The sequence below is a fragment of the Desulforhopalus sp. IMCC35007 genome (assembly GCF_005116575.1).
GTDB lineage: Bacteria > Desulfobacterota > Desulfobulbia > Desulfobulbales > Desulfocapsaceae > Desulforhopalus_A.
Window position 1 is genome coordinate 35,473 of the sequence record NZ_SWCN01000019.1, and the last position, 26,110, is coordinate 61,582.

The window sequence follows — 26,110 nt, forward strand, 5'->3', positions numbered from 1 at the left end:
TATCCCCAGGGCAACACCAGCTGTTGGCTGTAAGTGGATTGCTTTGTACTGTATCTGCCATCTCATACGGCTGTCAGAGCCGCTGAGGTAAAGAGAATGTTCACAATTTTTATCATGAACCAGAAGATGAGCAGCGGTAAGACAAGCACTTGAATTATAAAAATTCCAAGGTAAAGAAAAGTCAATCGCAGCAGAGTCTCTATTATGAGACCATTGTTTTCAATGGTGATTTCTATGGCTTTTTTGAAGTCTATTGTTTTTTGTTTCAGGTACGAAGTGCCGTTTTCAATTGTTCCTATAATTCCATCGTATTTTGGCAGCTGAACATCGTTTAGCTGACCAAGATCCACCGTTCCTCGAGCCAGTTCAGCGTTCGCCTTTACTATTTTATCTTCAAAGAAATGTTCTTGGAGAAATTGATTGGCAATAGAGGATATTGGAAGGCAGAAGCGTGCAATTGAAGCAATGATCAGGATATTGATGAGTACATTCTGGACCTTCACAAGTCTGTCATTTTCCAGCCACACGAGGAGTGATAAGAGAAGGAGAACAACAGCCATAATTGATGGCACCAGGGTGACACTGATTTCGTAGACCAACTCTTGTACACCCAGTGATGTAATCGACATGACCAGTACATTTGAGAGGCGCTCAACCATATCATTTATAGGGTCAACAATTTGACCGATAGCAAGCGACAACCCAATTCCGGCAGGTTCAACTTCCAGGCTTGATTCTTTAATGACAGAAACAGTGGCGTTAATAATCCGGCAAACCCCATAACTTACCCCGGCCTTAGTTATAGACTCTTTAAAATAAGAGTCCGCTGTCGAGTCGAGAACAGGGAGATGAACACCAGAAAAAGAAAAGATAATAATAGAGAGCAGTACGCCTGTTACCGACTTTGTGGCTGTGCGTTTGATTTTTTGGTTCATAATCTTTTTGTCGAAATTATCCGGGCTTTTGGGCAAAGAAAGATTCAGAGATACGTTCTTTTATATCGTAGCCCTTGCTATGAGGAGTTGAAACAAAAAAGCACCTGCAGTACCACCTGCAGGTGCTAAATATTAAGAATTGAAACGGCAGAGGTTTGAACCTGATCCCACGGTCATTCAGGGACTTGTGTGGTTATACGTGAATATGTCTTTTGAGCTGTTATTAAATACAATTAGTGAGTTACCGCAAAAAAAACTTTGGAAATATACTCCTGTAGTAAAGGCAAAAAAGGGGTAAAGGCCAATTTAAACAGGCCTTATTTTCATCACAGTCCGTATGCAAGATCGACATTTTCTTTATAACGATCCAGCACCTTACGGCGTTTGAGCTTCATGGTGTGGGTGAGCATACCGTTATCGACACTGAAAGGTTCTTCAACCAGGATAAATTGTCGGGGAATTTCGTATCCACCAAATTTTCCTTTTAACTGCGCAGTAATCGATTCCCTGATCATTGCTTCGGTTTCCGGAAGTGCAACAAGTTCAGTTGAGCTTGCCGCCTCAAGACCCTTTTCTGCTGCCCAGGCCGATAATTTTTTAAAATCAGGGGCAATGATACAGATATTGTGACTTCGGCCCTCACCGTAGACAAAAACATTCTCAACCCATGGAGATAGCTGGATTTCTTCCTCTATGGATGCGGGAAAGACATACTTGCCGTTTTCCAGCTTGTATTGTTCCTTGATGCGACCGGTGATAAAGAGAAAGCCATCTTCGTCTATATAGCCCAGATCCCCCGTGCGAAAGCCACCGTCATCTGTCATGACGGCCTTGGTTGCCTCGGGTTTGTTGTGATACCCCTGCATGACATTGGGGCCATACACCACAATTTCACCTGCACCTTTCTCGTCGTCTTCCATGAATTCACGATCAATGACAACCCGAACCTTGTCGAGTGGCCGGCCTACGCTGCCAGGCTTGTTGGCATTTCTGCAGTTCATGGTGACCGCCGGGCTTGTCTCACTGAGACCATAGGCATCGAAGACCGGGATGCCAATATCGACGAAAAATTGCGCAACTTCTTGATTCATCATGGCACTTGCGGTCAAGGCGCCTGACAGATGCCCACCAAAACCCTGGCGTATTTTTTTGAAAACAATACCATCAGCAATTGCATATTTAACCTGGGCCAGCAGTGGTGGTTTTCCTTGAGTGGCGCAATTTCTAAGGGATGCGGCACTTTCAAGCCCCATGGTGAAGATTTTTAACGCCAGGCCTCCCGTCTCCTTCATTTTAGACCAGATTCCATCATAGATCTTATTGAACACCCGGGGAACGGCTATGAGGAAGGTTGGTGCGACATTTTTCATATCCTGAACAATGGTGCTTACCTCGCGGATAAACCCCATGGAACCACCAAAATAAATGAAGTTATACAATTCTGCAGTCTGGCCATAGGAGTGTGCCCATGGCAAAATGGAAAGACTTCGGTCTTCATGACTAAATTCAGGAAAAAGTTTGCCTCCGGCTATGACATTGCTGGTAAAATTTCCGTGGGATAACAATACACCTTTAGGGTCACCGGTTGTGCCGGAAGTGTAAATAAGAACAGCAGTATCAGTCGGTTGGGGAGTGATTGCTGTGACTGGAGACTTTTCTCCCTGCTGTTCCAGATATTTCATGCTGGTTTCGCCGTCTCCGTCGATTACAAAAAGATGAAGAAGTTCTGGAACTTCCGCACGAATCTCTGTTATTGCCTTATATATGGAGTTGTTTGCGACAAAGAGAACCTTCAGGCTGCTATCTTTTATGATATGCTTCCAGATCTTGGGTAATTCCTTTTCATACATGGGGACAAACCTGGCCCCAAGACCAAAGGTGGCAAAGGCGGCCACAGCCCACTCCGTTCGGTTGTTGGCAATGATACCCACGGCATCACCCGCTGTCACGCCTTGCTGTGCCAGAGCTGCTCGGAGATTATCGATTCTTTTCCCTATGTCTTTATAGCTTGCCCAGGTATAGGTTCCATTTTGATCAGGGGTGCCAAACAGCGGCCGTTCAGCGTGGCGTGCAAGGCTGAGTTCAAACATTTCAACGAGATTGTCTGGCTTGTCATAAGTGAACATGAGCTCTCTCCATCCTAAGAGTGTGAATGGTGATATGTAACGCGTATCAGGTATGAATAAAAACTGTCAAAAACATTAAAAACAATTTCAACTGAGGCCGCGGCTTCTAAAGCCTATCTGCAAACAACAGGGAACCACCTACTATAGCCATTGATGTGTAAACTATATGTCATTGCATGGTTCGCACACTAACAGCTAAAAACTAAAAATTCACAATTCAACGTAAAATATTGCCAGGCAGACTGGCGGTTTGCTGCTCTCATATGTTCAAGCAAGATCTCGCAAAAGTCGCTTGAAGAGTACCTGTTCTTCGTGACTAAAGCTACTGAGTAACTCCTCATTGGCAGAAACTCTGAGAGCTATCAGTTCTTCTTTCAGTGCTGCCGCCTTTTTAGTGGTATAAAGACGCAATACCCTGCCATCTTCAGGATCAGTTTCTTTTCTGATCCATTCAGAGTCGAGCAGACGATCTAATACTCCTGAAATGGTAGCTTTATCCATGATAAGCAACTTTCCAAGGTCTGCTGCAGTTACGCCTTCTTCGAGCCATAACCCTTCCAGAACAAGGTGTTGCAGATTAGTCAGGTTGTAAGGGCGCAATTTGGCCTTGAACTGGCCGTGCGCTTTTTGATACGCCTTGGCAAGGAGGAATATGGTGCAATCAGGTATGTTTGGGTTGATCTGAGACATAGCGTTATCCTTCGTATACAAACCAAGTTAGACAAAAAAGTAATTTTTGTCAATTGTGATTACATAATTCGTATTCCGATGAATATTGAGCACAAAAAAAGGGTTACGGAAGCACCGTAACCCTTTTAAAATCAATGGTCGGAATGATAGGATTTGAACCTACGACCCCTTGTCCCCCAGACAAGTGCGCTACCAAGCTGCGCTACATTCCGACATGTGATGTCTATCTACCATTTGTTGAAAATGCTGTCAACGTCTCTGGCAGCATGTGTTAATCTTTTTTGGCGTTTAAAAGATTTTGTAGATGAATGAGTTCTTCTTTAATTTTAGTAAGAGGACTATTCACCGTTTTTTGTAAATGCTTTTTTTTCTTCTGCCCTCTGACGGGCATTGCTGCGCCACTCTGGAGCAGTTTTCTTGCTCCTGCAATTGTGTAACCCTTTTCATGCAGAAGGACTTTAATCTTTAAAATGAGCTCTACATCCTGACGTCTGTAGAGCCGTTGTTTTGAACTCGCTCTCTTGGGCTTAATTGCTGAAAATTCAGATTCCCAGTAGCGGAGAACATGAGTAGGTACCTCGGCCATTTGGGCAACTTCACCGATTTTGAAGTAGAGTTTATCTGGTATTGTGATCGTCATATGCCAGCCTTACCCCCTTTCAGTGATGTGCCAGACTGTTAGACGTTGACCTGCTCTCTGAGCTTTTTACTCGGCCTGAAACTAACAGCCTGACGTTTTTTTATGGTAATAGTCTCACCAGTACGAGGGTTTCTACCTCGACGGGGAGATTTATTGCGGACGGTAAAGGTTCCAAAATGTACTAGTTTAATCGACTCGCCTTCCATCATGGACTGTTTCATATTATCCAGAAAACAATCGACAATGAGCGAACAGCTGGACTGGGAAAAACCGAGCTGGTTGGCAAGGGTTTCAGTGAGCTCTTTTCTGGTAAGATTGTTATTGTTGTTATGCATTGCGGAAGCTACCCCCGAATTTCTCTGTAAGCATACGTACTATTTTCGAGTGTGACTTCTCCACATTCTTTTCCGTAAGCGTTTTTGATTGTGATCTATAAGTAATTGTCAAAGCTACGCTCTTGTACCCAGCTGGAATTTTTTCACCTTGAAAAACGTCGAATATTTCTGATTTTTCAATGAGTTGATCATTACTGGTTTGTACTGCGGTCAATAGTTGTCCGGCGGAAACCTGTTCTCCAACAACGAGCGCGATGTCTCTTTTAACAGATGGGTACACCGGAAGCGAGCTGAATTTTATATTTTTTGTTTGTAACCCGCAAAGTGCATCAAAATCAAGATCAAAATAGTAGACTTTGTTTTTTATGGCAAATGTACGCAGGACCTCGTTTTTAAGGCTACCAAGAGATCCGACTTTGGTATCATTATAAAAGAGGTCAAGTGAGTATCCTTCAGACGCGTAGACATCTCCCTGCCCAGCTTCCGGAACCCTGAAATGGAGCTCACAATCAACAGATACTTTACCAAGATTCATTTCAGCAATAATAAATTCGACACAACCTTTAGCGTCGAAAATATCAACCGGGGTATGTTTATAGTAAAGAGGAGCCCCTTCACCATAAAGATTACCCGAAAGTACCCCAGCAAGCCTGTTTTCTTCAACGGGTTGTTCGTTCTCGCCTTGAGGGAAGAATACCTTGCCGAGTTCAAAGAGTTTGACCGCGGGGCGTTGAAAATTGATATTTCGTTTAACATTCTCAAGTAGTCCGGGCAGTAGGCTTGTGCGCATGACAGCCTGGTCTTCACTGAGAGGATTGAGAAGGGGCAGTGACGCAAAACGTTTATCACCTTCCTGGATGCCAAGCATTGCAATGTGTTTATCTGCTATAAAACTGTAGTTGATAGCCTCGGTGTAACCAAGTGTCGTCAACTTTTTGCATATGGCTAAACGCTTGAGGCGGCTTGGGTCCTGTTCGGGATAACTGAGGTTAACTGCTGGAAGCGTGGTGGGGATATTATTATATCCGTACAGCCGTGCAACCTCTTCGACGAGATCCGCCTCTCTTTCAATGTCGACACGAAACGAAGGTATGGTGACGATCAAACTATTGTTGTCAGATGCCGCACACAAAATACCGATAGATTCGAGTAGAGCGGAGACCTGTTTACTGGTCAATTCTAAACCAAGCAGGGTGTTGGTTCGGTCAACACTTAAGGTAATCGCGGGGACCTCTACTTTTCCTGGATAACAGTCAATGCCGTCATCGACTATTTCGCCGCCTGCAAGTTCGCAGATCAGTTGGGCTGCACGGTTCAAGGCATTAATGGTTCCCTCGGGATCAACGCCACGTTCGAATCTGTAAGAAGCATCTGTTGAGAGATTGAGTTTACGGGCGGTTTTTCGAACAGATACCGGGTTAAAACAGGCACTTTCGAGTAGAACAGTCGTGGTCTCAGGAGACACCTCTGAGTTTAATCCACCCATGACGCCAGCGACAGCAACGGGTTGCTTTCCATCACAGATCATGAGCATCTCTGGATCGAGATTACGTTCTGTCTCGTCCAGAGTGGAGAACTTGAGTTCATTTTCACGGGGAGTGCGAACAATGATTTTGCCACCATCAAGATTGTCAAAGTCAAAAGCATGAAGAGGCTGCCCAAACTCAAGCATGACAAAGTTGGTGATATCAACGACATTATTGATGGGACGCTGACCGACGCTGATCAGAAGTTTACGCAACCACCATGGTGATGGCCCGATCTTAACCTTGCGGATGAGTTTACCGGCATATCGTGGACAAAGATCCGGGTTTAAAATTTCCACACTGAACTGTGAACTGTTTGTTGGAATTGTAGCCCCGGATACAGGCAACGAAAGGGGGTTTTTGACGACACTTGCGAGTTCCCGGGCTACACCGATGACAGAGGCGCAATCTGGCCGGTTAGGGGTAAGGTCCACATCAACACAGATATCACTGAGTTCCATGGAATCGATAAAACTTTGACCGTGCCGGGTACCCTCTGGAAGTTCCATGATACCATCATGTTCGTTGCTGAGGCCCAGTTCTCGCTCCGAGCAGATCATCCCAAAGGATTGAACTCCCCGAATCTTTGACTTGCCAATCTTAAAGTTGCCAGGAAGGACTGCACCCGGAAGGGCAACAACCACGCAAAGGCCTTCACGGACATTGGGAGCGCCACAGACGATCTGGTGAGTTTCTTCCCCAATCTGAACCTGGCAAAGACTGAGTTTGTCTGCATCAGGATGATTTTCCCGTGAGACCACAAGACCGGTTTTCAGGGCTGCGAGATCCTGGAAGAGTGGGGTGACGGAGTCAACCTCAAGCCCGAGCATGGTGAGCTCATCAGAGAGTTGTTCCGGAGTAAGATCACCTGTGTCTATGTAGTTTTTTAACCAGTTGAGTGTAAACTTCATAACATGTATTTATGTGTAGGGTAGATCTAAAATTGAGAAAGAAAACGTTGATCGTTTTCGTAAAAAAGTCTGATGTCATCAATTCCGTATTTTAGCATGGCAATACGCTCGATACCAAGGCCAAAGGCAAAACCGCTATACACCTTGGGATCATAGCCAACCATTTTAAAAACCTCCGGATCAATCATGCCAGATCCGAGGATCTCAAGCCATCCCGTCTTTTTACAGACACGACAGCCGACACCATTGCACATGACACAGGCAATATCTACTTCGGCGCTGGGTTCTGTAAATGGGAAGAAGGATGGACGAAATCGAAGTGGCAGATCTTTCTCAAACATTTTCTGAGTAAAGACGGTTAAGATGCCTTTTAAATCAGCAAATGAGATGTTTTTATCTACAAGTACTCCTTCCACCTGGTGGAACATGGGAGTATGAGTGATATCAGAGTCACACCGATAGACTTTTCCGGGAGCAATAACTCGCAGCGGTGGGTCCTGAGCCTCCATGACTCTTGCCTGCATGGGTGAGGTGTGGGTTCTGAGAAGAACGGAGTCGCTGACATAAAAAGTATCATGCATGTCCCTTGCTGGATGATGGGCAGGGATATTGAGGGCTTCAAAATTGTAATAATCCACTTCGACGTCAGGGCCTTCCGCTACAGAAAAACCAAGACTTTCAAATATGGAACATGTCTCCTGCATGACCTGAGTTACAGGGTGCAAGGTTCCTTGGGCTGGACGTCGTCCAGGCAGGGTGAGATCGGGCAGGTTTTTCTTGCCGAGATGAGCACTTTGTGATTGGAGATCTTTTGTTTTCTCCTCAAAAAGCTGTTCAATTTCTGCTTTTATAGTATTGGCAAGTTGGCCAAGCCGAGGCTTGTCCTCAGCAGGTACAGAGCCGAGGGATCGCATAATGGTACTGAATTGTCCCTTACGGCCAAGAAATCGAACTCTGAAATCCTCAATTTGACTGGTCTCTTCGAGGTTTGAGAGAAATTCTTTAGCCTCAGCTTCCAGCTTTTCTAACTCTTTTTCCATGTCGTATGCGAAAGTATATACAGTAAGAAACAGCATGCCGGTTGTTGGTTACAAGAACCAAAACCGGCACGATGATAAAAAAAATATTGAGAGGTCGACCAGTTATGCGTTTGCTGCTTTTGCCATCTGAACTACTTTGGTAAAAGCACCGGCATCAAGAATAGCAAGGTTAGAGAGCACCTTGCGATCGAGATCGATATTAGCTTTTTTGAGGCCACCCATCAATTGGCTGTAGTTGATCTCGTTCATTTTGGCACCAGCACTGATTCTGGCAATCCACAATCGACGAAAATCTCTTTTCTTTGTCCGTCTATCCCGGTAACCGTAAACTAAGGCGCGGTCAACTGCTTCAGTAGCAGTTTTGTAAAGACGTGAACGTCCTCCTCTGAAACCTTTTGCAAGTTTCAGAACTTTATTTCTTCTTCTACGGGCTTTAAAGCCTCTGGTAACGCGTGGCATCGTAAACTCCTTTACAGCCTGCTTGTGGTTTCAGCAGGATTTATGTTCTATCAGACTAAGAGATGTACAGTAATATACTTTATCTTATTAAGCGTAAGGTAAGATACGCTTGATTCCCTTAACATCGCTTGCATCCACAGTACCAGTCTGTCGTAAACCACGCTTGCGCTTGGTGGATTTCTTGGTAAGAATATGGCTTGTAAAAGCTTTGCTTCTTTTAATTTTACCGGAACCAGTAAGCTTAAAGCGCTTTGCAGCACCTCTGTTTGTTTTCATTTTTGGCATGGTGGTACTCCTTTACCTTCAATATCATCCACTTTTTTCAAGTGGTTTCAAGTATCAGCTGGAGAAGGGGTACACCATTCAACAGCGATTATCTATATAAAAAATGAGCTTAACGGGGCTCTAACTACAAAAAAACTAATTATGCTTTCGGGCCGACAAACATAACCAACTGACGACCTTCCATTTTTGGTGGCTGCAATATTATCGCATCAGTTTCAAGGGTGGCTGCGATTTTATTCATTGCCTCAAGACCTATAGTCTCACAGTAAACAATTTCCCGTCCACGAAAGCGCATCGTGAGTTTCACCTTGTGCTTTTGAGCGAGAAATTTCTTAACATTCTTAATTTTGAAGTCGAGATCGTGATCGTCTGTTTTTGGACGAAATTTAATTTCTTTGGTCTCAACAATGGTTTGTTTCTTTTTTGCTTCCTGCGTCTTTTTTTTCTGCTCGTAGCGGAACTTGTCGTAGTTCATAACCCGACAAACAGGAGGATCTGCATTTTCAGAGACGACGACCAGATCAAGTCCAGCGTCATCGGCGATGCGGCGAGCCTCTTCAGTGGAAACTACGCCTCTCTGTTCCCCTTCATGATCGATTAATCTGACCTTGGGGAAACGAATAGCCTCATTCGTTAGTGCCTTTACTTCGCGTTGTACCGGAGCACCTCTTCCTCTTCTGTTAATAGCTTTACCTCCTCGTTTCTACGAGCTTAATGTGTTTTTAATTCCGGTCTATATCAGACAGGGATAAAAATGTAAATAACTCTTTAGTAACCACGACCTTCTTTGACTTCAGCGTCAATCATGTCGGCGAAATCTTTTATGGACATCGGTGGCAGGTTTTTTCCATTTCTAAGACGGACCGTAACTGTACCATCGTCTTTTTCTTTGTCACCAATAATAAGCATATAGGGGATTTTAGCCACCTGAGCTTCTCTGATTTTGTAGTTCAGCTTTTCGTTACGAAGATCTTTTTCTATGCGAAGACCAAGCATGCGGAGCTGTTTAAACACCTCTTCAGCGTAACCAGCCTGATCATCAGTGATGTTCAGAATACGCGCCTGGACCGGAGCAAACCAAAGCGGAAAGGCACCAGCATAGTGCTCAATCAGAACCCCGATGAACCGTTCAAGGGATCCCATGAGAGCCCTGTGGATCATGATTGGTTGATGTTCACTGTTGTCCGTACCTGTATACTCCATCTCAAACCTTTCGGGAAGGTTGAAATCGACCTGTATGGTGGAGCACTGCCAGGACCGGCCAATCTGGTCTTTGATCTTGATATCAATTTTGGGACCGTAGAAGACGCCTTCACCCGGATCAATCACATAACCCAGACCCTTTTTCTCAAGAGCAAGCTTGAGGGCTTCGGTTGATTTATTCCAGTGGTCATCCGTACCTACAGACTTTTCAGGCCTGGTAGACAGATAGATGTCATAATCGTCAAACCCAAAAGTTTTGAGAATGTGAAGATTGAGGTCAAGAATGTTAAAAATCTCTTCTTCAAGCTGTTCGGGCATGCAGAAAATATGCGCATCGTCCTGGGTAAATCCGCGTACCCGAAATAATCCGTGAAGTGCGCCTGCACGTTCGTAGCGGTATACAGTTCCGAGTTCACACCAACGGATTGGAAGATCTTTATAGCTCCGCTTTAAGCTGTTGAACACCCCAATATGAAAAGGACAGTTCATTGGCTTGAGTTGGTATTCCACCTCATCAATTGCCATTGATGAGTACATGTTTTCGCTATAAAAATCGAGATGACCCGAAGTCTTCCACAGATCCTGCCGTGCTATATGTGGAGTGTACAGCAATTCATAGTCATGACGATAGTGCTCATCTTTCCAGAAGTCTTCAATCAGTCTTCTGAGTTGAGCACCCTTTGGCTGCCAGAGAATAAGTCCAGGGCCGATTTCATCTTTTATGGTGAACAGTTCGAGCTCTTTGCCTAGTTTGCGATGATCTCTTTTTTTGGCTTCTTCAAGACTGTTAAGATATTTCTTCAGATCTTTCTGATCGTAAAAAGCAGTCCCGTAAATTCTCTGTAGAACGTCTCTTTTCTCATCACCTCGCCAGTATGCTCCGGCGACACGCAGAAGTTTGAAGGATTTGATAAAAGAGCTGTTTGGCAGGTGAGGGCCCCGACAGAGGTCGGTGAACTCACCAACATGATAAAAAGATACGGTCTCTGCTCCAAGGTCTTCGATCAGTTCAACCTTGAATTTTTCGTTTTCTGCCTTGAACTTTTCGATGGCGTCGCCGCTTGACATCTCAGTTCGGTTAAATGGCAGGGCAGCACGAACCAGTTCGCTCATGCGGGCCTCTATTTTTTCAAAATCCTCAGGGGTAAATGCTTCATCTCTTAGGAAATCATAATAGAAACCGTTTTCAATAGAAGGACCGATGGCAACCTTGACATTGGTGCCGAACACATCACGTACAGCAAGGGCCATAATGTGGGCTGTAGAATGACGCAGCACATCTAATGCATCATCGGAACCGATCTGAACGGGTACAAGAACGGTGTCCTCGTTGAGTGTGGTCGTGAAATCCACGAGCCTGTCACCGATTCTGGCGGCAACAGTCTGTTTTCTCTGCTTGTTGGAAAGAAGTTGGAGAAGAGCTTCCTGAACGCTGCTTCCCGCAGATACTTGGACAGATTCTCCGTCTTTTACGGATACGGTTATGTCGGCCATGTTGTTCTTCTATATAAAAATAAAGGCTAAAGAACCAACACTTTGGTAAAAGTGTTTAACTTTAGCCTCTTATCTTGGTAGGCACGGACGGGATTGAACCGACGACATCCACCACGTCAAGGTGGCGCTCTCCCACTGAGCTACGCGCCTGAAAATACTATAGTAAAAACGAACCTTAAGGACCATGTAAAAGAACATGTCCGCTGTTCGCAAGAGACATTTATTAACACGATTTGAAACGCAGTGCAATAATTTTTTAATGATTTTATTGCGAAAAATGGTTCTTTTTCTTTGAACCTTATCAGCGTCTCAGTGGTTATCTTAATTCGTTGACCGACGGTTTCAAGGGTAAATAAAAATTATTTGGTTATGTATCGGGCTTCAATTGCCTTTGCAAGGGTGTACTTATCAGCGTATTTGATGTCCATCCCCATTGGAATTCCGCAGGCTAGGCGGGTAAGAATAATGTTTTCTTTTTTAATCCGGTCGGCAAGATAGGAGGCTGTGGCTTCACCCGGAACCGTCGAACTAGTGGCAATGATGACTTCTGAAACCCGACCACTTCTCACCCGGGCCATGAGTTCAGCAACTTTAATTTCATCAGGACCAATGCCATCAATGGGGGATAGTACTCCATGAAGTACGTGATAATGGCCTCTGAATGATGCTGTTTTCTCAATTGCCATGAGGTCGCCTGATTGTTCAACCACACAAACAATTTCACCGTTACGTTTCGGATCAGCGCATATGGCACATGGGTCTGAGTCGGAAAAGGTGAAGCAGCAGGAGCAAAGCTGAATCGCAGCGTGAAGGTCAAGAAGGGCCGTACCTAAATCCTGAGCAAGGCCGCGAGGTTTGCGCAGGATACTCAGGGCCAGTCTTGTAGCTGTCTTTTTCCCAATACCTGGTAAGCGGGAAAGTTGTTCTATGAGTTTCTCAAGAGCCGGTGGGATGACTTGCATTATAGATTAAGGCCTCATTAAATTGGTGAGCCCGGGTATATTCAGGCCACCGGTGAGCTGCCCCAGTTCCTGCTGGCTGAGTTCTTTTGCCCGTCTGATGGCATCGTTGGTTGCAGCGACAATAAGGTCCTGAAGCATTTCTGCTTCACTGGGATCAATAACTATTTTTTCAATAGAGACTTTGAGCACTTCTCCCTGGCCGTTTACGGTCACTTCTACCATGCCTCCACCGGCGCTTCCTGTGAGGGTTTTCTTGCTCAAATCTTCCTGAATCTTTGCCATTTTTTCCTGCATGGACTTGGCCTGCTGCATTATGTTGTTAATATCCATTGTCTTGTGTGTATTTGTAAAGATTTTTGTTATTTCGAGATTATGCGTACATCGCCGATCTGGCCATTGAAGATCTCGGCGGCCATGGTAACCAGAGGGTCGTTGATGAGCTGTTGCCGTTTCTTCTGTGGAGATTCGCCGCTATTTGTATCCGGATTGTCATCAATCTCCGGTACTACTATTTTTATTTTTATTGGTCTTTTAAAAAATGCTAATGCAAATTCATCAAGGTGCTGCTGGTTTTCCTTCTGGCAGAGGAGAGAACAGTTCATACCATCAGAAAAGATAACCGTGATGACACCATCTATCTCCTCGTAGACGGAATCTGCTCGCTGCAGGTTAGTGGCCATCCAAACCGTGTCTTCTTTAATATAGTCGATAAAACCCGTCCAGTTTTTGCCGGACTTATCTGCAGGAGAACTGTTAGCGGGGGGGGTTGCTCTTGTTAATTCCTCAGGCTCAGGAGGAAGAGGGGCTTGTTCTTGTAAATAAGAGGGTGCAGGAGATTGAGTTGAATCCTGTTTCACCTTATTGTTGCTTGGGTTATGTGGGTCTGCTGGGCCACCTTGTGTTTGAGGCAGCGCTGGTTTGAGGTTTTGGTTCGGGGCGGTCTTTACGGCAATATCAGTTTTTTTTTTACTTTCTGTAGACTGCGGTGCAACGGCCTGTTTCTGAAGAGTAGCGGTAACCGGCAGGCCTGGCATAATCTCCTGTAGATGCCCCAGAAGCGAAGAAAGGGGCACAACGTTGGTTGCTTCAATAATTTTTAAAAAAGAGGTCTCAATGGCGATTCGTGCCTGGCTGGACTGTTTGAGCTGCTCGGTCATCTGCATGAGCAGTGAGAGTTTTAGGTGAATCGTCTCGCTGGTGTAGTCTGCAGCCATTGACTGGATTTGTCGAAGTTCTTCTTCGGGAAGGTCTAACAGCTCGGTGCAACCGTCTATCTTACAAAGGAGGAGGTTGCGGAATTGGTTCAGGAGATCTGCTGTAAATCTCTTGATATCCATTCCAAAGCTGAAAACCGTTTCCAGTGAAGTAAATACGGCGGTTTTGTCACCTTCAAGAAGCCCCCTGGTGAGTGTACCAAGTACCTCGCGGTCAACAAGCCCCAGAACTTCGGCCACGTCAGATGCCTTAATGGTTGTATCACCAAAAGAAAACATCTGATCTAAAAGACTGAGGCCATCACGAACGGAACCGGCAGCTTCCCGAACTATCAGGGCAAGTGCCGAAGGCTCGATCTGAAAGCCTTCGCTGGTAGCCAGCTTGGCAAAGTGGTCGTACAGTTCTTTCGCTGAGATTCTTTGTAACTCGTACTGCTGGCAGCGAGAAAGAATGGTGATGGGAATTTTGTGGATTTCAGTTGTTGCAAACATGAAATAGACATGCGCTGGTGGTTCTTCGAGAGTCTTTAACAGCGCGTTAAAGGCTTCTGTGGTGAGCATGTGAACTTCATCAATGATGATAACTTTATATTTTGCAGAACTGGGCAGGAAACGAATTTTTTCTTTGAGTTCGCGGATTTCCTGTATGCCTCTGTTGGAGGCGCCATCTATTTCATAGAGGTCAAGCGATGAGCCGCTGCTTATCTCTTTGCAGGATGGGCACTTGTCACAGGGCCGATGGGCAGTTTCATCAGAGCAGTTGATGGCTTTTGCCATGATTCGGGCAAGGGTCGTTTTACCTACACCTCTGACGCCGGAGAAAAGAATCGCATGGGCCACCCGGTCTCGTATGATGCTGTTTCGCAGGGTTTTGACAACAGGACGCTGACCGACGACCTGATCAAATGTCTGGGGCCGGGATTTCCTGGCTAGAACGAGGTAAGACATGCTGCACCGGGGCTGGAAGTGAGAAAAATGTCTAACGAACTGGAGAAAAAATGATAGCCGGGTTACCTGGCACACAAAGAGTGTCGCTACCGTTGCTTCCTTCCGGACCTGGCGGGGTTCGCGATTCCTTGTTGCACAGGGCCCGGCTATCAAAGTCGAACTCAATAACTGGCGGAGAAGGTGAGATTCGAACTCACGGTACTTGCGTACACACGCTTTCCAAGCGTGCGCCTTAAGCCACTCGGCCACCTCTCCGCAGGTATGCTCTAAAAAATGTGAGGTACTATGTAAACCTTCACCGACCATAAAGCAATCAAAAAAATAAGCATAGCTGAAAAAAATGCCATTTTCTTTTAAATGTTTACCTTGTGCTCTGCTCGCCTCTTCTTGAAAAAGCTTTTGAGTAAATCCTGGCATTCTTGAGCGAGAACGCCTTTTTCAATCTGCAGAGAGTGGTTGAGGAGGTTGTCGTTACCAATATTATATATCGAGTATACAGCACCACTCTTAGGGTCGCTTGCCCCTATGACAAGGCGTTGGATGCGTGCGTGTATAATCGCTCCAATGCACATCAAACATGGCTCAAGGGTGACGTAAAGTGTTGTTCCGGGGAGCCGGTAATTTTTCTGTGAGTCAGCCGCCCTTCTCAGCGCGTTGATTTCCGCATGGGCTGTTGGGTCGTTGTGGCCAATTGGGCTATTGCCGCCTGCACCGATAAGAGAATTGTCTTTTACTATAACAGCTCCAACCGGGACCTCACCTTTCTGGGCAGCAAGCCTTGCAAGCTCAAGGGCCTGGGCCATCCATTGTTCATCATTTACAGAAACTGTCTCTTGTATGTTGTCTATGGGTGTTGTCATCTCTGGTGCTGTAAAAAGAAAATTTTGCTTTATTTATACTGTGGATCTGCTTCTTCACGTCACACCTGGTGCTGTTTGCTTTTTTAAGGGCTCCCTGTGTCCTTTTATACCTCAGTATTCAGCGGAAAGGAACAGGCATGCTCGGGGAATACTCTTTAGGGTCATCATTTATGGCCTGGGTGCCGGAGCTTTTCAAAAACCGATTGCCTTACCGTGAAAGAAAAATAATTACAGGAAGTAATTGTAATCTCAATATTTTTCTGGATCTAAGGGGGTTTTTCTGCCTGTAATGAGCATATATTAGAAGTGAAAGTGCGTAAAGTATCTCAATATCCATTTATGTCTTGTGTCGATATTTGTTTGTAATAGATGTGAATTTTTCGTATAACAGAGGTAGCTAGTTACAATATTGAAATAACATTTACCGTCTTGTAATACGAAGCCTATGTATAAAATACTCATATTTGACCGTACCGGTAAAACCAGACCAACGCTGACTTCTGCCTTGGAAGATCGTGCTAATTTTACCAGTATTGCGACTGAAACTGAGTTTCAGGAAGAGATAAAATCTAAACAGTTCGATTTGATTTTTCTCGATAATGACTCAATCAACGGTCGGGCGGTGAAAATTCTTGAAAACATGCGCTCAAAAGACCCTTACCTGCCAATTATCATGACAAGTGAGACGGAAAAAGCGGAGATGATTGTGCAGGCCATGAACAGCGGGGCCAGCGATTATCTCGTCCATCCGATTTCTCCTACCAGGGTAAATATATCTTTTGACAAAGCTATTGAGATACGTGATCAACGCTTTGAGATTGCCTACCATAGAAGAAAGCAGGATGTCGTTTATGATTTTAAGGATGTTGTAGCCTTCAGTCCAAAGATGAAGGCTATTCTTGTGAGTCTCGAGCGGTTTGCCAAAACCGATTCAACCATCCTTATTACCGGAGATACCGGTACAGGCAAATCCTTTCTCTCGGGGACGGTTCATTTCAATTCACCAAGACGCAAAAAACCATTCGTTAAAATCAACTGTGCCAATATTCCTGAAGATCTTCTCGAGTCTGAGCTGTTTGGCCATGAAAAAGGGGCCTTTACGGGCGCAGATAAGCAGAGAATCGGTCGTTTTGAGCAGGCAAGCGGGGGAACCATTTTTCTTGATGAAATTGGTGAAATGAACCTGAGCCTTCAAACAAAATTGCTCCGGGTACTCGAAGAAAAATCTTTTGAGAGAGTAGGTGGAAACAAAACCATATACTCGGATGTGCGAATCATAGCGGCCACCAATAAAGATCTGGTGCAGCAGGTGGCCGATGGCCTTTTTAGAGAAGATCTTTATTACCGCATTAACGTTCTACCCGTGACCTTGCCGTCACTCAAGGAACGTCAGGATTGTCTACTGCCCCTTGCGGAATTGCTGCTCAATAAATGTTGTACCTCAATGCACCGTGAGATTGTAGGCTTTACCGAAAATTCAACAAAGAAAATCCAGGAGTATGACTGGCCGGGTAATATCCGCCAACTGGCAAACACCATAGAACGTGCTGTGATCCTTGAGGATGGTAAGTACATCCACGCCGAAAATCTTGCTCTGCCGGTAACAGTTGCCAGATCCAAAGGCTCTGCAAACAGTAATGTGGATGCGGATAACGGGGAACTGCAGGAAGGAGCGCTTGATGGTTCTCTTGCCGGCCAGGAAAAGGAACTCATCTTACGTGTTCTGGAGGAGTGTCTTTGGGTGCAGAAGAATGCCGCTTTAAAGCTTGGTGTAAGTCCCAGAGCGTTGAATTATAAAATCAATAAGCTTGGGATAACCCATCCGCACTGGCGGCGTAATAAGCGTTCCGTCTAAGTTTTCTGTCTGGGGTTGTCATACAAAAAACTTTGGCTGGTTTTCATGCCAGCCAAGTCACCGGCCTCATCGGATATCTCAGAAGCTCTCAGCCAACTCTCATGAACTTATTCCACCTCGATGAGAAGCTGTTCAATAACATCAAGCCCACCCTGCCAGAATTCAGATTGATCAAGATCTATACCAAATGGTTGCATCAGTGTGTACGGTGACAGAGAACCTCCAGCTGCCAGCAGATCCAGATACTTTTTAACAAAAGCTTCACCCTCTTTTTTGTAAATACCATAGAGTGCCAGGACGAGTAATTCGCCAAAGGCGTATGAATAGACATATCCTGGGGTTGAGAGGAAATGTGGAATGTAAGACCACCAGATTCCATAATCTTCCCGCAGCAGAACCGAGTCGCCAAACATGGCCCTCTGAGTGGACAGCCAGTATTCACTGAGCTGGTCACAACTCAACTCACCCTGGGTGCGGCGGCCATTGTGCATCAACTCTTCAAAGCGATTCATTGCTGTCTGTCGGAAAACTGTGGCAAAGATTGATTCCAGTTTCTGACAGATAAAGGCGCGACGTTCGTCTTTGTTTTGTAGAAGATTCAGCTGGCTGTTGAAGACCAGAAGTTCAGCAAAAACAGATGCAGTTTCAGCAAGAGGAAGTGGTGTGTTGCTGTTGAAGTGGCCTTTGGCGGAAGCGAGCACCTGGTGTATACCATGGCCGAGTTCATGGGCTACAGTTGAGACATCCCGCAAGTTTCCAGTGTAATTGACCAGGACATAAGGGTGAACGTCGGGGACACAGGGATGGGCAAAGGCACCGCCACGTTTTCCCTGGCCAATTGGCGCGTGTATCCAGTTTTTGTTGAAAAAATCAGCAGCAATCTCTGCCATATCAGGTGAAAAAGCTGCAAACGATGATAAAACGATATCCTTGCAGGGATCCCAGCCAATTTTGGTGGATGGCAACGAGGGCAGCGGAGCGTAACGGTCAAAATCCTCCAGCATATCGACGCCGAGAATATCCTTTTTCACCCTGTAGTATCGCTGGACGATGTCGTAGCGGGATGTTACCGCATCAACTAAGGTTGCAACCGTATCATCCTGAAGTTCATTGTCAAGATTCATGGAGCTCACCCAGCTGCTATGGTGACGGAGTTTATCTGTCACCATTTTGTCTGCGGCGAGGGTGTTGAAAATATGGGTTAAGATATGGCTGTTGGCTTTGAGCCCTTCAGTCAGCTCATCTGCTGCCGTTTTTCGGGTATCCCGTGACTCACTGTAGAGGTCTGTGAGCACTTCTTCTTCTGTCCGTTGATTTTCGCCAAATTTGTAACTGCTGAGCACCTTGTTAAAAAGTGTCGTCCATGATCTTCGTCCTGAGACCTCTTTTTCAAGGAGTATTTTTTCTTCGGCTTCGCTGAGTTGATGGGGGCGATGTTTTCTCAGGGCGAGAAGGTAGTGCTTGTATTTTGCAAGCAGACTGTCGGCAAGAAAGAAATCAGCCTTTTCGTCTGTCAGCATATTCCACTCAAGCTCAAAAAAAACGGTCTCCGTTCCGCATTTAGAATCCACTTCCCTGATTCTCTGGTCAAGGGCTCCGGCCTCGGCGTTTGCCATCTGGGTGGTGAAGTTGAGAAAGGAATAGGTTGCAAGTTTTGAAATCTTACAGTCCAGCGCTTCAATCCTGGTGACAAGGTCCAGAAAATCAACAGGATGAAGTGTTTCCATTTTTTGATAGTATTGTCGGCGAATGGAAACGGCCTCCGTCTCACACCAGGTGATATCAACATCGATTGCCGGATCTTTCGGCCCACTGAACAGGTCCCCGAGATTCCAGGTAATATCTGTTGTGCCGAGTTGCTCATTGAGTGGATTTGTCTCCGTCATTACAGTCTCCATTGCATGTGAAATCCGATATTCTTTGTTATAAGTTCAGCGCAGGCTGGCAATAAATGGGCCGACTGCCTCAGGTCCTTTCTCGTCAACAAGACGAATGGTTTGAGAGCCAATTACCGCTATGTCCGCTTTGCCTTTCAGGCAGGCTACATCTTCAGCATCCTGGATTCCAAAGCCCACTGCTATCGGCAGGGAAGTCGCTGAGGTGCAGCGGGCGAGATAGGAATCAAAGTCCTGATCAAAAGATGATTTTTTACCGGTAACGCCCCGCCTTGCAACGCAGTAGATAAAGCCATCGGCAAAATTATTGAGTGTCTCCATCCGTTTGTCTGTTGAGGTCGGCGCGTAGATGAGAATCGGTGCAACCTGATAGGTGGTTGCAAGTGTAAAGAAGTTTTCTCCCATCTCAGGCGAGAGATCAGGGACAATGAGTCCTTGAATCTTTGCGGCCCTGCAGTCCTTAAAAAACCTTTCCTCACCATATTTATATATAATGTTGTAATAAGTCATAAACAGAAAAGGAATGTTGTGGGTAGCCGCCATTTCGGCACCAAAGGCCATGCATTCCTTAACCGTTGTGCCAAAGGCAAGGCTGTCCTGATTTGCTTTTAAGATGACGGGACCGTCCGCCATGGGCTCGGAAAATGGAATCTGCATTTCAATGCAGTCGACGCCGTTTTCAACCATTTGAGAGACTACCTTTCTGTTGGTTTCAAAGGAGGGGTAACCGAGCACGATGTGGGTCATGAGCAGGATATCTTTTTCTTGACGCTTGTGGCGTAGTGTTTCTTCAAGTTGCATAGGATCTTTTCCTGATTTGTAACAGGTTTTGTCGTTTATCTATTAAAACAACCTTTGAACTATTTTTCGTATTCTTTAGCCCGTTCGATGATAAATTCCTGCCATGAGGGGTCTTTAAAAGCATGGGCGATGGTGAAAATATCTTTATCTCCCCGTCCTGACTGGTTGATGATAATGGCATCGTCGGGGCTCAGGTGAGGAACCTCTTTAAAGGCCTGGACAAAGGCATGGGTAGATTCGAGAGCTGGGATGATACCCTCCATTTTCATAGTGAGATCGAGAGTTTCCATGACCTCGTCGTCGGTTGCTGATTCAAACCGGACTTTCTTTTTTTCCCAGAGATCGGCAAGGATCGGGCTTACCCCCACGTAATCGAGCCCGGCGGATACCGAATGGGTCTCAAGCATCTGGCCTTCATCATTTTGCAAAAACATGGTCTTGTACCCTTGGGCCACTCCTGGGGTTGCATCGGTGCCGCAGAGTCGTGAGGCATGCAGACCGGACTGCAGGCCTTTGCCTCCGGCCTCAACGCCAATGAGTTCAACCGCCTGCTCATCTAAGAATCCCTGAAAAATTCCCATGGCATTGGAACCTCCGCCGACGCAGGCGTAAACCTTAGCCGGCAGTTTTCCGTGGCTTGCCACAATCTGTTTTCTGGCCTCCTGGCCTATGATTGATTGAAACCAGGAAACCATCTCGGGAAATGGTGCGGGACCACAAGCGGTACCGAACACGTAGTGGGTGGAGTCGATATTGGTTACCCAGTCCCGAAAGGCTTCGTTTATTGCGTCTTTGAGGGTTCTTGAACCATCTTTTACGGGGATGACGGTGGCACCCATTTTCTCCATCCAGAATACATTGGGGCGCTGTCTTTTTACGTCTACTTCCCCCATGTAAACCGTACAGTCAAAGCCGAATTTGGCGGCCATGGTGGCTGTGGCCACCCCGTGTTGCCCGGCACCTGTTTCTGCTATAACCCGTTTCTTTCCCATTTTTTTTACAAGCAGGCCCTGGCCCATGACGTTGTTTGCCTTATGGGCGCCTGTGTGGTTGAGGTCCTCACGTTTGATGAAGATTTTTGCGCCACCAAAATGTCTGGTGAGGTTTTCAGCATAGGTAAGAGGGGTTGGCCTGCAGGAATAGGAACACATGATATCCACATATTCTTGCCAGAATGCGGGATCTTTTCTGGCGGCAGCATAGCTGATTTTAAGTTGTTCAAACGTTTCGTGGAGGATTTCGGGGATGAATGCGCCCCCCCAATTTCCAAAATAACCTTTTGTGTCCATTATCTACTCCGTGGGTTGTGCTTGCAGGGAATGTTCTCTTGTATGCAAGGGTTACTGCATAGTTTATCTAATAATCACTTGTATCTCTGCAGGAAAGTTTGATAAGCTACCAGAAAGTAATAAAATTCTGGTTAGGGAGGATCGAATGAAAAGAGATGCAGATGTTAAAGACAGCCCTTCAGTCAATGCCGATAAGATCGTAACTTTTCCTCATGGGATACCGGGTTTTGAAAAGTACACTACTTATGTCGTTTATCACAAGCAAGAAAATGGGGTGGGGGCGTATTGGCTCGAATCCTGCGATGACCCTGGAATTACCTTTACCCTTGTGGCTCCAGAACAATATGGCCTCAGCTATGAGCTGGAGTTAAGTGACGAGGAGGCCGCAACACTGCAGGCCGATACGGTTGACGACCTCGGCATTTTTATGGTTCTTTCCAAAAAAGAAGACGGGCGTACCGGAAGTTCCAGTCTTAATGCCAATATTCGGGGGCCTATAATTATTAACCCGAAGAAACGTCTTGGTATCCAGAAAGTGATTCAACGTCCCCGGGTCAATACCATGATAATGGAAGGTATTTAAAAGGCTCTTCTGTCAGAGTTGTTTTAGCTGTTGTCTGCAGACTGCGGCAAAATCCTCCGGGTAATGGCCGTTGATAAACCTGAGCTGAGCCTCACTGAAAGCACCGGGCGACTCGGGCAGGCGGGGTAAAAATGCGTAAAGCAGAGGTTGGATGAGGTTCTCACTCTGGCGCTGATTGAGGCGTTTAGAGTATTCAATTGAGGTTACCATCTGAGCTCCGAGACCAGCCAGCGCCTGTTGTGCCTTAAGAATTGCCACATCAAGAGATTGTCTCGTGGCGGTATCGCATTCAAGGATATTGCCGGGACAACTGTTATCTGAAGCGATAACGGGCATGAGCTGAAGTTCCCACTGGGAGGTTTGGGCCTTCGGGACAAAAAGAATGACTCTTTCATCGCGATGAACAATCAGGTCTGCACTGAGGTCGGTTCTTTCATCCATCCTCCTGTTGGTAAAAATTGCCTGCTGATAATCAGGGAAAAAGTGGCTCTTGTAGCGGTTGTGGTACTGTTCGATCACTTCTGTTACGAGATCTCCACAACAATAGGCAGACATCTCGCCGGTTGAGTGTAACGAGCCCCCTCTGTACTCGGCAACACTTCCATCCACCATGGCATATTGTTGATGAATCTGTTGATGGGAGGCGTGGAGCCGGTAACCGCTTGGGGCGTAATCGAAACCGAAATTCCAGCCCCAGAGGGTTGCAGAAGAGACCATCCTAAGGCCTTCATGCTGCCAAATATCCTGCCTGAGTTTTTCCAGCTCTTCTTCTGTTAAAAGTCTGCCTTTTTCTGGAAGTGGTAGATTAAGAAAGGTTGCCAGGCGTACAAAGGTACGCTGGTAGTAGAGGTGTCTCAAGCCTTTGATATCATGAGATCCAAGGTGGTCAATGGCATAGCGGACTGCGTCTTCGGCCATGTTTGCAGCATAGTGGCCTCCAGGGATGTAGGAATTTTGTCGAAGATATTCGTAAATGTGGCTGGTATCGCCAGGCCATTCTCCAACAATTTCGCTGTTGCCCTGAGCGCCCGGGCGGATCACCATGGCAATTTTATAACGATCGGGTAGGTGAGGGTTATTGGCGATGGCCTCAAAGAGTTGATGATCGTGGATAACCGCCCTCAGGTGTCCTTTGCTGTGAGGTTTGTAGCGCAGACCAAGGCTGTCCGGTCCGGTTTTTACTATCTCGCAACTGAGGTGGGCAAGGCGGATGAGATCTTCACTGTCAGTTGAGCCGGTTGCAAGAGCCAGGAGCAGCGGTCGTGGAAGCTTGTCAATGAGAGATGAATCAATGTTTTCACTCGTTAAGGTAGAAGAGAGTGAAACCGGCTCAGGCGTACTTATCCGTATCCTTTCATAGTTATCTGCACTGGCGTCTGCCCACACCTTGTCTATAAATGTCCGGCCTTTAAAGGGGAGTGGGTTGGGGATTTCGTATATCCAGTCAGCGCTTTCAACGTTTACATCCTGCTCAGGGTAATTTCTTCTGTTGTCTATAACCGCATCTGCAAGGTCCCAACCGAGGATGTCGATTACAGGCTTGGATCGAAGATTGGTGACGGTGTAGGCGGGTTTATGGATGCCGTATTTGAAGGTACCCTCAGGGGTGACTGTGCTTTCTATTCTGTTCATTATGCGTTGTTCCAAAGAGATAAGGCTTGTTGATACACAACTGACTTTGAGATGCCGAGGTCGGCTGCCAGTTTATTACTCACGTCTTTGAGGCTCAGTTCAGAGTTATCCCGATACCAGCAGATGAGTTCTTCGATTGTTTCTCCCTGGACCTCATCCTTTTGGCCGGGATAAATAACGAGCACAAATTCCCCACGGTTCGGGTCAGCTTTGGCTTTTTCGAGCAGACCGCTGAGGCTGTTTGCCTCGAGGTCTTCAAAAGATTTGGTTATTTCCCGAGCCCAAAATGCTTGTCTGTCTCCATAAACCTCCAGAGCCTCTTCCAGTAAGGCTTCAATTCTGCGCGGAGACTCGTAAAAAACAACGGGATATTGGCTGTTGGCAAGAGAGGTGAGAAGTTTCTGGCGCTGGCCTTTTTTTGAAGGTGGAAAACCAATAAATAAAAAACCATCGCCGGTGTATCCCGAGGCCGACATTGCTGTCGTAACGGCAGAGGCTCCTGGAAGAGGTATAACTGTAATCCCTTGAAGATGGGCATTTTTAACAAGAATTGCCCCCGGGTCAGAGATTCCTGGAGTACCGGCGTCACTGATCAATGCAATATTTTTACCTTCTGTGATGAGTTGCAGGAGGTAGTTGCTTTTCTCCGCTTCTTTTTCCCTGTAGTAACTGGTTAAATGGGTGCCAATGCCATAGTGATTGAGCAGTTTCTTACTATGCCTCGTGTCTTCAGCAGCAATCAGGTCGACCTCTTTTAATATTCTGAGGGCACGAAGGGTGATGTCCTCAAGATTGCCTATGGGTGTTGGGATAATATAGAGATTTCCCTGGATATTTGTTGTGCCTGTTACCATGTTTTTGTTCACGGGTGAAAGGTGGCGGGGAGGTTAGCTTTTAAAAATGACATTATGGTCAATTGCAGTAGAAATTGCATCTGCTTTTCTTGACTGGCTGTAAAATGTGAACACTACTATGTGATAGTGTATGATTTGCTGGCATCAGGGCTGATGCGTATGCAAATATGATACAACGGTAACCATATCATAACAAAAAAAAGGTAAACAATGACATTTTTCATAAACTTGATGAGCGAAGTCTGGAACATACTTCTGGACGCATCCTTTTTTATACTACTTGGTATCGTGATAGCCGGCTTATTGAAAGTGAGTCTAAATCCAAATACTATTCTCGAGCATTTAGGAAAAGGAAGGTTTGTCTCGGTCGTTAAGGCCGCGTTCTTCGGTGTTCCCCTGCCTTTATGATCTTGTGGTGTGCTGCCGGCGGCAGCATCATTACGCAAGCAGGGAGCAAACAAGGGGGCTACAACTGCATTCTTGATTTCTACACCGGAGTCTGGGGTCGATTCTATTGCGGTGACCTATGCTCTGCTTGATCCGCTGATGACGATAGTACGGCCTGTTGCCGCATTTGTCACTGCAGTCGTAGCCGGAATTGCGGAAAATACGCTGTTCTGGAAAAATGAGCAGAAAACACTGGTTGTCGATCGCAAGTGTCCCGTAGATGGCTGCTGTGACGGTGTTGATTGTCCCGATGAAATACACCGCCATCACCACAGTTACAGGGAGAAGGTTGTGGCGGGCCTGCGTTTTAGCTATCAGGATGTCTGGGGCGATATTGCCGTCTGGTTTTTTATTGGGGTGTTCATTGCAGCATTCATCACGGTTCTGGTGCCCGATGAAGTCATGGCGACTTTTTTGGGTGGTGGGGTGCAATCTATGCTTCTCATGCTTGTTGTTGGTATCCCTCTGTACATTTGCGCGACCGCCTCGACCCCTGTGGCTGCGGCTCTGATACTCAAAGGCGTAAGTCCGGGAACGGCTCTTGTGTTTTTACTGGTGGGGCCTGCAACAAATATAACCTCCCTTTCTGTGCTGTTTGGACTTTTGGGCAAAAAAAGCACGGTGCTCTATCTAGCTTCGCTCTCATTTTGTGCTGTACTTTTTGGTCTGGGAGTAGACTGGCTGTATAGCCTGCTTGATATCAGTCCTGTGGCCATATTGGGAGAAGCGACAGAAGTGATCCCCGAAAGTGTACGATGGCTGTCCGCTTTGCTACTGCTTGCATTTTCCGTTCAACCGTTGAGATTTTATATCAAAAAGCTCCTCAGTCCAACAAAGAAACAGACAACTTTTATCAGCGGTTTTCCCATCGCAGGTGAGAACATGAGTAAACGAAATCATGATAGCAAATCAACGGTGAAACCTACCCACATCCATAATGGCAAAGGAAAAATATAGTATAATGTAGGCAAGGGGTTCTGTGGACTGGAGTTGGATTTGAGAGCCTCGGACAAAAGGTTCATCCACTTCTTTCAAGGTCAGAGGAGACCATTGTTTTATAATATAGGTTCTGTTACCTTGTTACTTAAGACTCAACAACCCACCTGTGTCTGCTGTGGTCAAAGTC

The 26,110-nt window shown here is 46.0% G+C and carries 23 protein-coding genes, 3 tRNA genes and 1 other RNA gene; 3 read left to right on the forward strand and 24 right to left on the reverse strand.

The annotated features are described in order from the left end of the window. Positions 1 to 62: 62 nt before the first annotated feature. The 19 genes from FCL48_RS18035 to tadA form a co-directional block, all read right to left on the reverse strand. Positions 63 to 935 carry a hypothetical protein gene (locus FCL48_RS18035; protein ID WP_136874216.1) on the reverse strand — a complete coding sequence of 291 codons (873 nt, stop codon included), beginning with the start codon at positions 933 to 935 and terminating at the stop codon, positions 63 to 65. A gap of 326 nt (positions 936 to 1,261) precedes the next feature. Then, positions 1,262 to 3,061, reverse strand: a complete 1,800-nt coding sequence (locus tag FCL48_RS18040; RefSeq protein ID WP_136874218.1) for a long-chain fatty acid--CoA ligase — start codon at positions 3,059 to 3,061, stop codon at positions 1,262 to 1,264. A gap of 267 nt (positions 3,062 to 3,328) precedes the next feature. After that, positions 3,329 to 3,751, reverse strand: coding sequence for a MarR family winged helix-turn-helix transcriptional regulator (locus tag FCL48_RS18045; RefSeq protein ID WP_136874220.1), 423 nt, complete (start codon positions 3,749 to 3,751; stop codon positions 3,329 to 3,331). A gap of 135 nt (positions 3,752 to 3,886) precedes the next feature. Then, positions 3,887 to 3,963 (reverse strand) — tRNA-Pro (locus tag FCL48_RS18050). Between the two features lie 59 nt (positions 3,964 to 4,022). Beyond that, entirely contained in the window at positions 4,023 to 4,391 is a 369-nt protein-coding gene (locus FCL48_RS18055; RefSeq protein WP_136874222.1) for a MerR family transcriptional regulator, read from the reverse strand. 38 nt (positions 4,392 to 4,429) lie between these two features. Next, positions 4,430 to 4,726 carry an integration host factor subunit alpha gene (locus FCL48_RS18060; protein WP_136874224.1) on the reverse strand — a complete coding sequence of 99 codons (297 nt, stop codon included), beginning with the start codon at positions 4,724 to 4,726 and terminating at the stop codon, positions 4,430 to 4,432. After that, positions 4,719 to 7,163, reverse strand: a complete 2,445-nt coding sequence (pheT, locus tag FCL48_RS18065; protein WP_136874226.1) for a phenylalanine--tRNA ligase subunit beta — start codon at positions 7,161 to 7,163, stop codon at positions 4,719 to 4,721. The genes FCL48_RS18060 and pheT overlap by 8 nt, the downstream gene beginning before the upstream one ends. A 26-nt stretch (positions 7,164 to 7,189) precedes the next feature. Beyond that, positions 7,190 to 8,203 (reverse strand): phenylalanine--tRNA ligase subunit alpha, encoded by a 1,014-nt coding sequence (pheS, locus tag FCL48_RS18070; RefSeq protein ID WP_136874228.1) that lies wholly within the window; start codon positions 8,201 to 8,203, stop codon positions 7,190 to 7,192. Positions 8,204 to 8,305: 102 nt separating this feature from the next. Further along, on the reverse strand, positions 8,306 to 8,662 hold the full coding sequence (rplT, locus tag FCL48_RS18075) for a 50S ribosomal protein L20 (RefSeq protein WP_136874230.1): 357 nt from the start codon (positions 8,660 to 8,662) through the stop codon (positions 8,306 to 8,308). An 87-nt stretch (positions 8,663 to 8,749) separates the two neighbouring features. Continuing rightward, positions 8,750 to 8,947, reverse strand: coding sequence for a 50S ribosomal protein L35 (rpmI, locus tag FCL48_RS18080; protein ID WP_136874232.1), 198 nt, complete (start codon positions 8,945 to 8,947; stop codon positions 8,750 to 8,752). Positions 8,948 to 9,086: 139 nt separating this feature from the next. Beyond that, positions 9,087 to 9,632, reverse strand: coding sequence for a translation initiation factor IF-3 (gene infC / locus FCL48_RS18085; RefSeq protein ID WP_136874234.1), 546 nt, complete (start codon positions 9,630 to 9,632; stop codon positions 9,087 to 9,089). 83 nt (positions 9,633 to 9,715) lie between these two features. Further along, positions 9,716 to 11,644, reverse strand: a complete 1,929-nt coding sequence (gene thrS, locus FCL48_RS18090) for a threonine--tRNA ligase (RefSeq protein WP_136874236.1) — start codon at positions 11,642 to 11,644, stop codon at positions 9,716 to 9,718. Between the two features lie 75 nt (positions 11,645 to 11,719). Further along, positions 11,720 to 11,794, reverse strand: a tRNA-Val gene (locus FCL48_RS18095). A gap of 209 nt (positions 11,795 to 12,003) precedes the next feature. Then, positions 12,004 to 12,606 carry a recombination mediator RecR gene (recR, locus tag FCL48_RS18100; RefSeq protein ID WP_136874238.1) on the reverse strand — a complete coding sequence of 201 codons (603 nt, stop codon included), beginning with the start codon at positions 12,604 to 12,606 and terminating at the stop codon, positions 12,004 to 12,006. 6 nt (positions 12,607 to 12,612) lie between these two features. Then, a complete protein-coding gene (locus FCL48_RS18105; protein WP_136874239.1) occupies positions 12,613 to 12,936 on the reverse strand; it encodes a YbaB/EbfC family nucleoid-associated protein in 324 nt (107 codons plus the stop codon). 29 nt (positions 12,937 to 12,965) lie between these two features. Next, complete coding sequence (gene dnaX, locus FCL48_RS18110; RefSeq protein WP_136874241.1) at positions 12,966 to 14,768, reverse strand: DNA polymerase III subunit gamma/tau; 1,803 nt, start codon at positions 14,766 to 14,768, stop codon at positions 12,966 to 12,968. A gap of 52 nt (positions 14,769 to 14,820) precedes the next feature. Further along, positions 14,821 to 14,916, reverse strand: an RNA gene (gene ffs / locus FCL48_RS18115) — signal recognition particle sRNA small type. Between the two features lie 21 nt (positions 14,917 to 14,937). Continuing rightward, a tRNA-Ser gene (locus tag FCL48_RS18120) sits at positions 14,938 to 15,023 on the reverse strand. 98 nt (positions 15,024 to 15,121) lie between these two features. Next, positions 15,122 to 15,628, reverse strand: coding sequence for a tRNA adenosine(34) deaminase TadA (gene tadA / locus FCL48_RS18125; RefSeq protein ID WP_136874243.1), 507 nt, complete (start codon positions 15,626 to 15,628; stop codon positions 15,122 to 15,124). A 445-nt stretch (positions 15,629 to 16,073) separates the two neighbouring features. Between tadA and FCL48_RS18130 the strand changes: the two genes are divergently transcribed. After that, entirely contained in the window at positions 16,074 to 17,483 is a 1,410-nt protein-coding gene (locus FCL48_RS18130; protein ID WP_136874245.1) for a sigma-54 dependent transcriptional regulator, read from the forward strand. Positions 17,484 to 17,590: 107 nt separating this feature from the next. Here FCL48_RS18130 and FCL48_RS18135 read toward each other — a convergent pair whose 3' ends face one another. The 3 genes from FCL48_RS18135 to trpB are packed head-to-tail and all read right to left on the reverse strand — an operon-like array spanning position 17,591 to position 21,468. Next, the gene (locus tag FCL48_RS18135; protein ID WP_136874247.1) at positions 17,591 to 19,369 is read right to left on the reverse strand and encodes a M3 family oligoendopeptidase; all 1,779 of its coding nucleotides are present in this window, start codon (positions 19,367 to 19,369) and stop codon (positions 17,591 to 17,593) included. 45 nt (positions 19,370 to 19,414) lie between these two features. Further along, on the reverse strand, positions 19,415 to 20,179 hold the full coding sequence (trpA, locus tag FCL48_RS18140) for a tryptophan synthase subunit alpha (protein WP_136874249.1): 765 nt from the start codon (positions 20,177 to 20,179) through the stop codon (positions 19,415 to 19,417). A gap of 59 nt (positions 20,180 to 20,238) precedes the next feature. Beyond that, the gene (gene trpB, locus FCL48_RS18145; protein ID WP_136874252.1) at positions 20,239 to 21,468 is read right to left on the reverse strand and encodes a tryptophan synthase subunit beta; all 1,230 of its coding nucleotides are present in this window, start codon (positions 21,466 to 21,468) and stop codon (positions 20,239 to 20,241) included. Positions 21,469 to 21,613: 145 nt separating this feature from the next. Between trpB and fliW the strand changes: the two genes are divergently transcribed. Beyond that, positions 21,614 to 22,051 (forward strand): flagellar assembly protein FliW, encoded by a 438-nt coding sequence (fliW, locus tag FCL48_RS18150; protein ID WP_136874254.1) that lies wholly within the window; start codon positions 21,614 to 21,616, stop codon positions 22,049 to 22,051. Positions 22,052 to 22,063: 12 nt separating this feature from the next. On the opposite strand, the gene FCL48_RS18155 is transcribed toward fliW, so the two are convergent. Both FCL48_RS18155 and rsmI read right to left on the reverse strand, forming a co-directional pair. Continuing rightward, positions 22,064 to 23,683 (reverse strand): hypothetical protein, encoded by a 1,620-nt coding sequence (locus FCL48_RS18155; RefSeq protein WP_136874256.1) that lies wholly within the window; start codon positions 23,681 to 23,683, stop codon positions 22,064 to 22,066. After that, a complete protein-coding gene (gene rsmI, locus FCL48_RS18160) occupies positions 23,683 to 24,537 on the reverse strand; it encodes a 16S rRNA (cytidine(1402)-2'-O)-methyltransferase (protein ID WP_136874258.1) in 855 nt (284 codons plus the stop codon). The genes FCL48_RS18155 and rsmI overlap by 1 nt, the downstream gene beginning before the upstream one ends. 210 nt (positions 24,538 to 24,747) lie before the next feature. Between rsmI and FCL48_RS18165 the strand changes: the two genes are divergently transcribed. Then, entirely contained in the window at positions 24,748 to 25,941 is a 1,194-nt protein-coding gene (locus FCL48_RS18165; RefSeq protein ID WP_169309275.1) for an SO_0444 family Cu/Zn efflux transporter, read from the forward strand. The last annotated feature ends 169 nt before the right edge of the window (positions 25,942 to 26,110 follow it).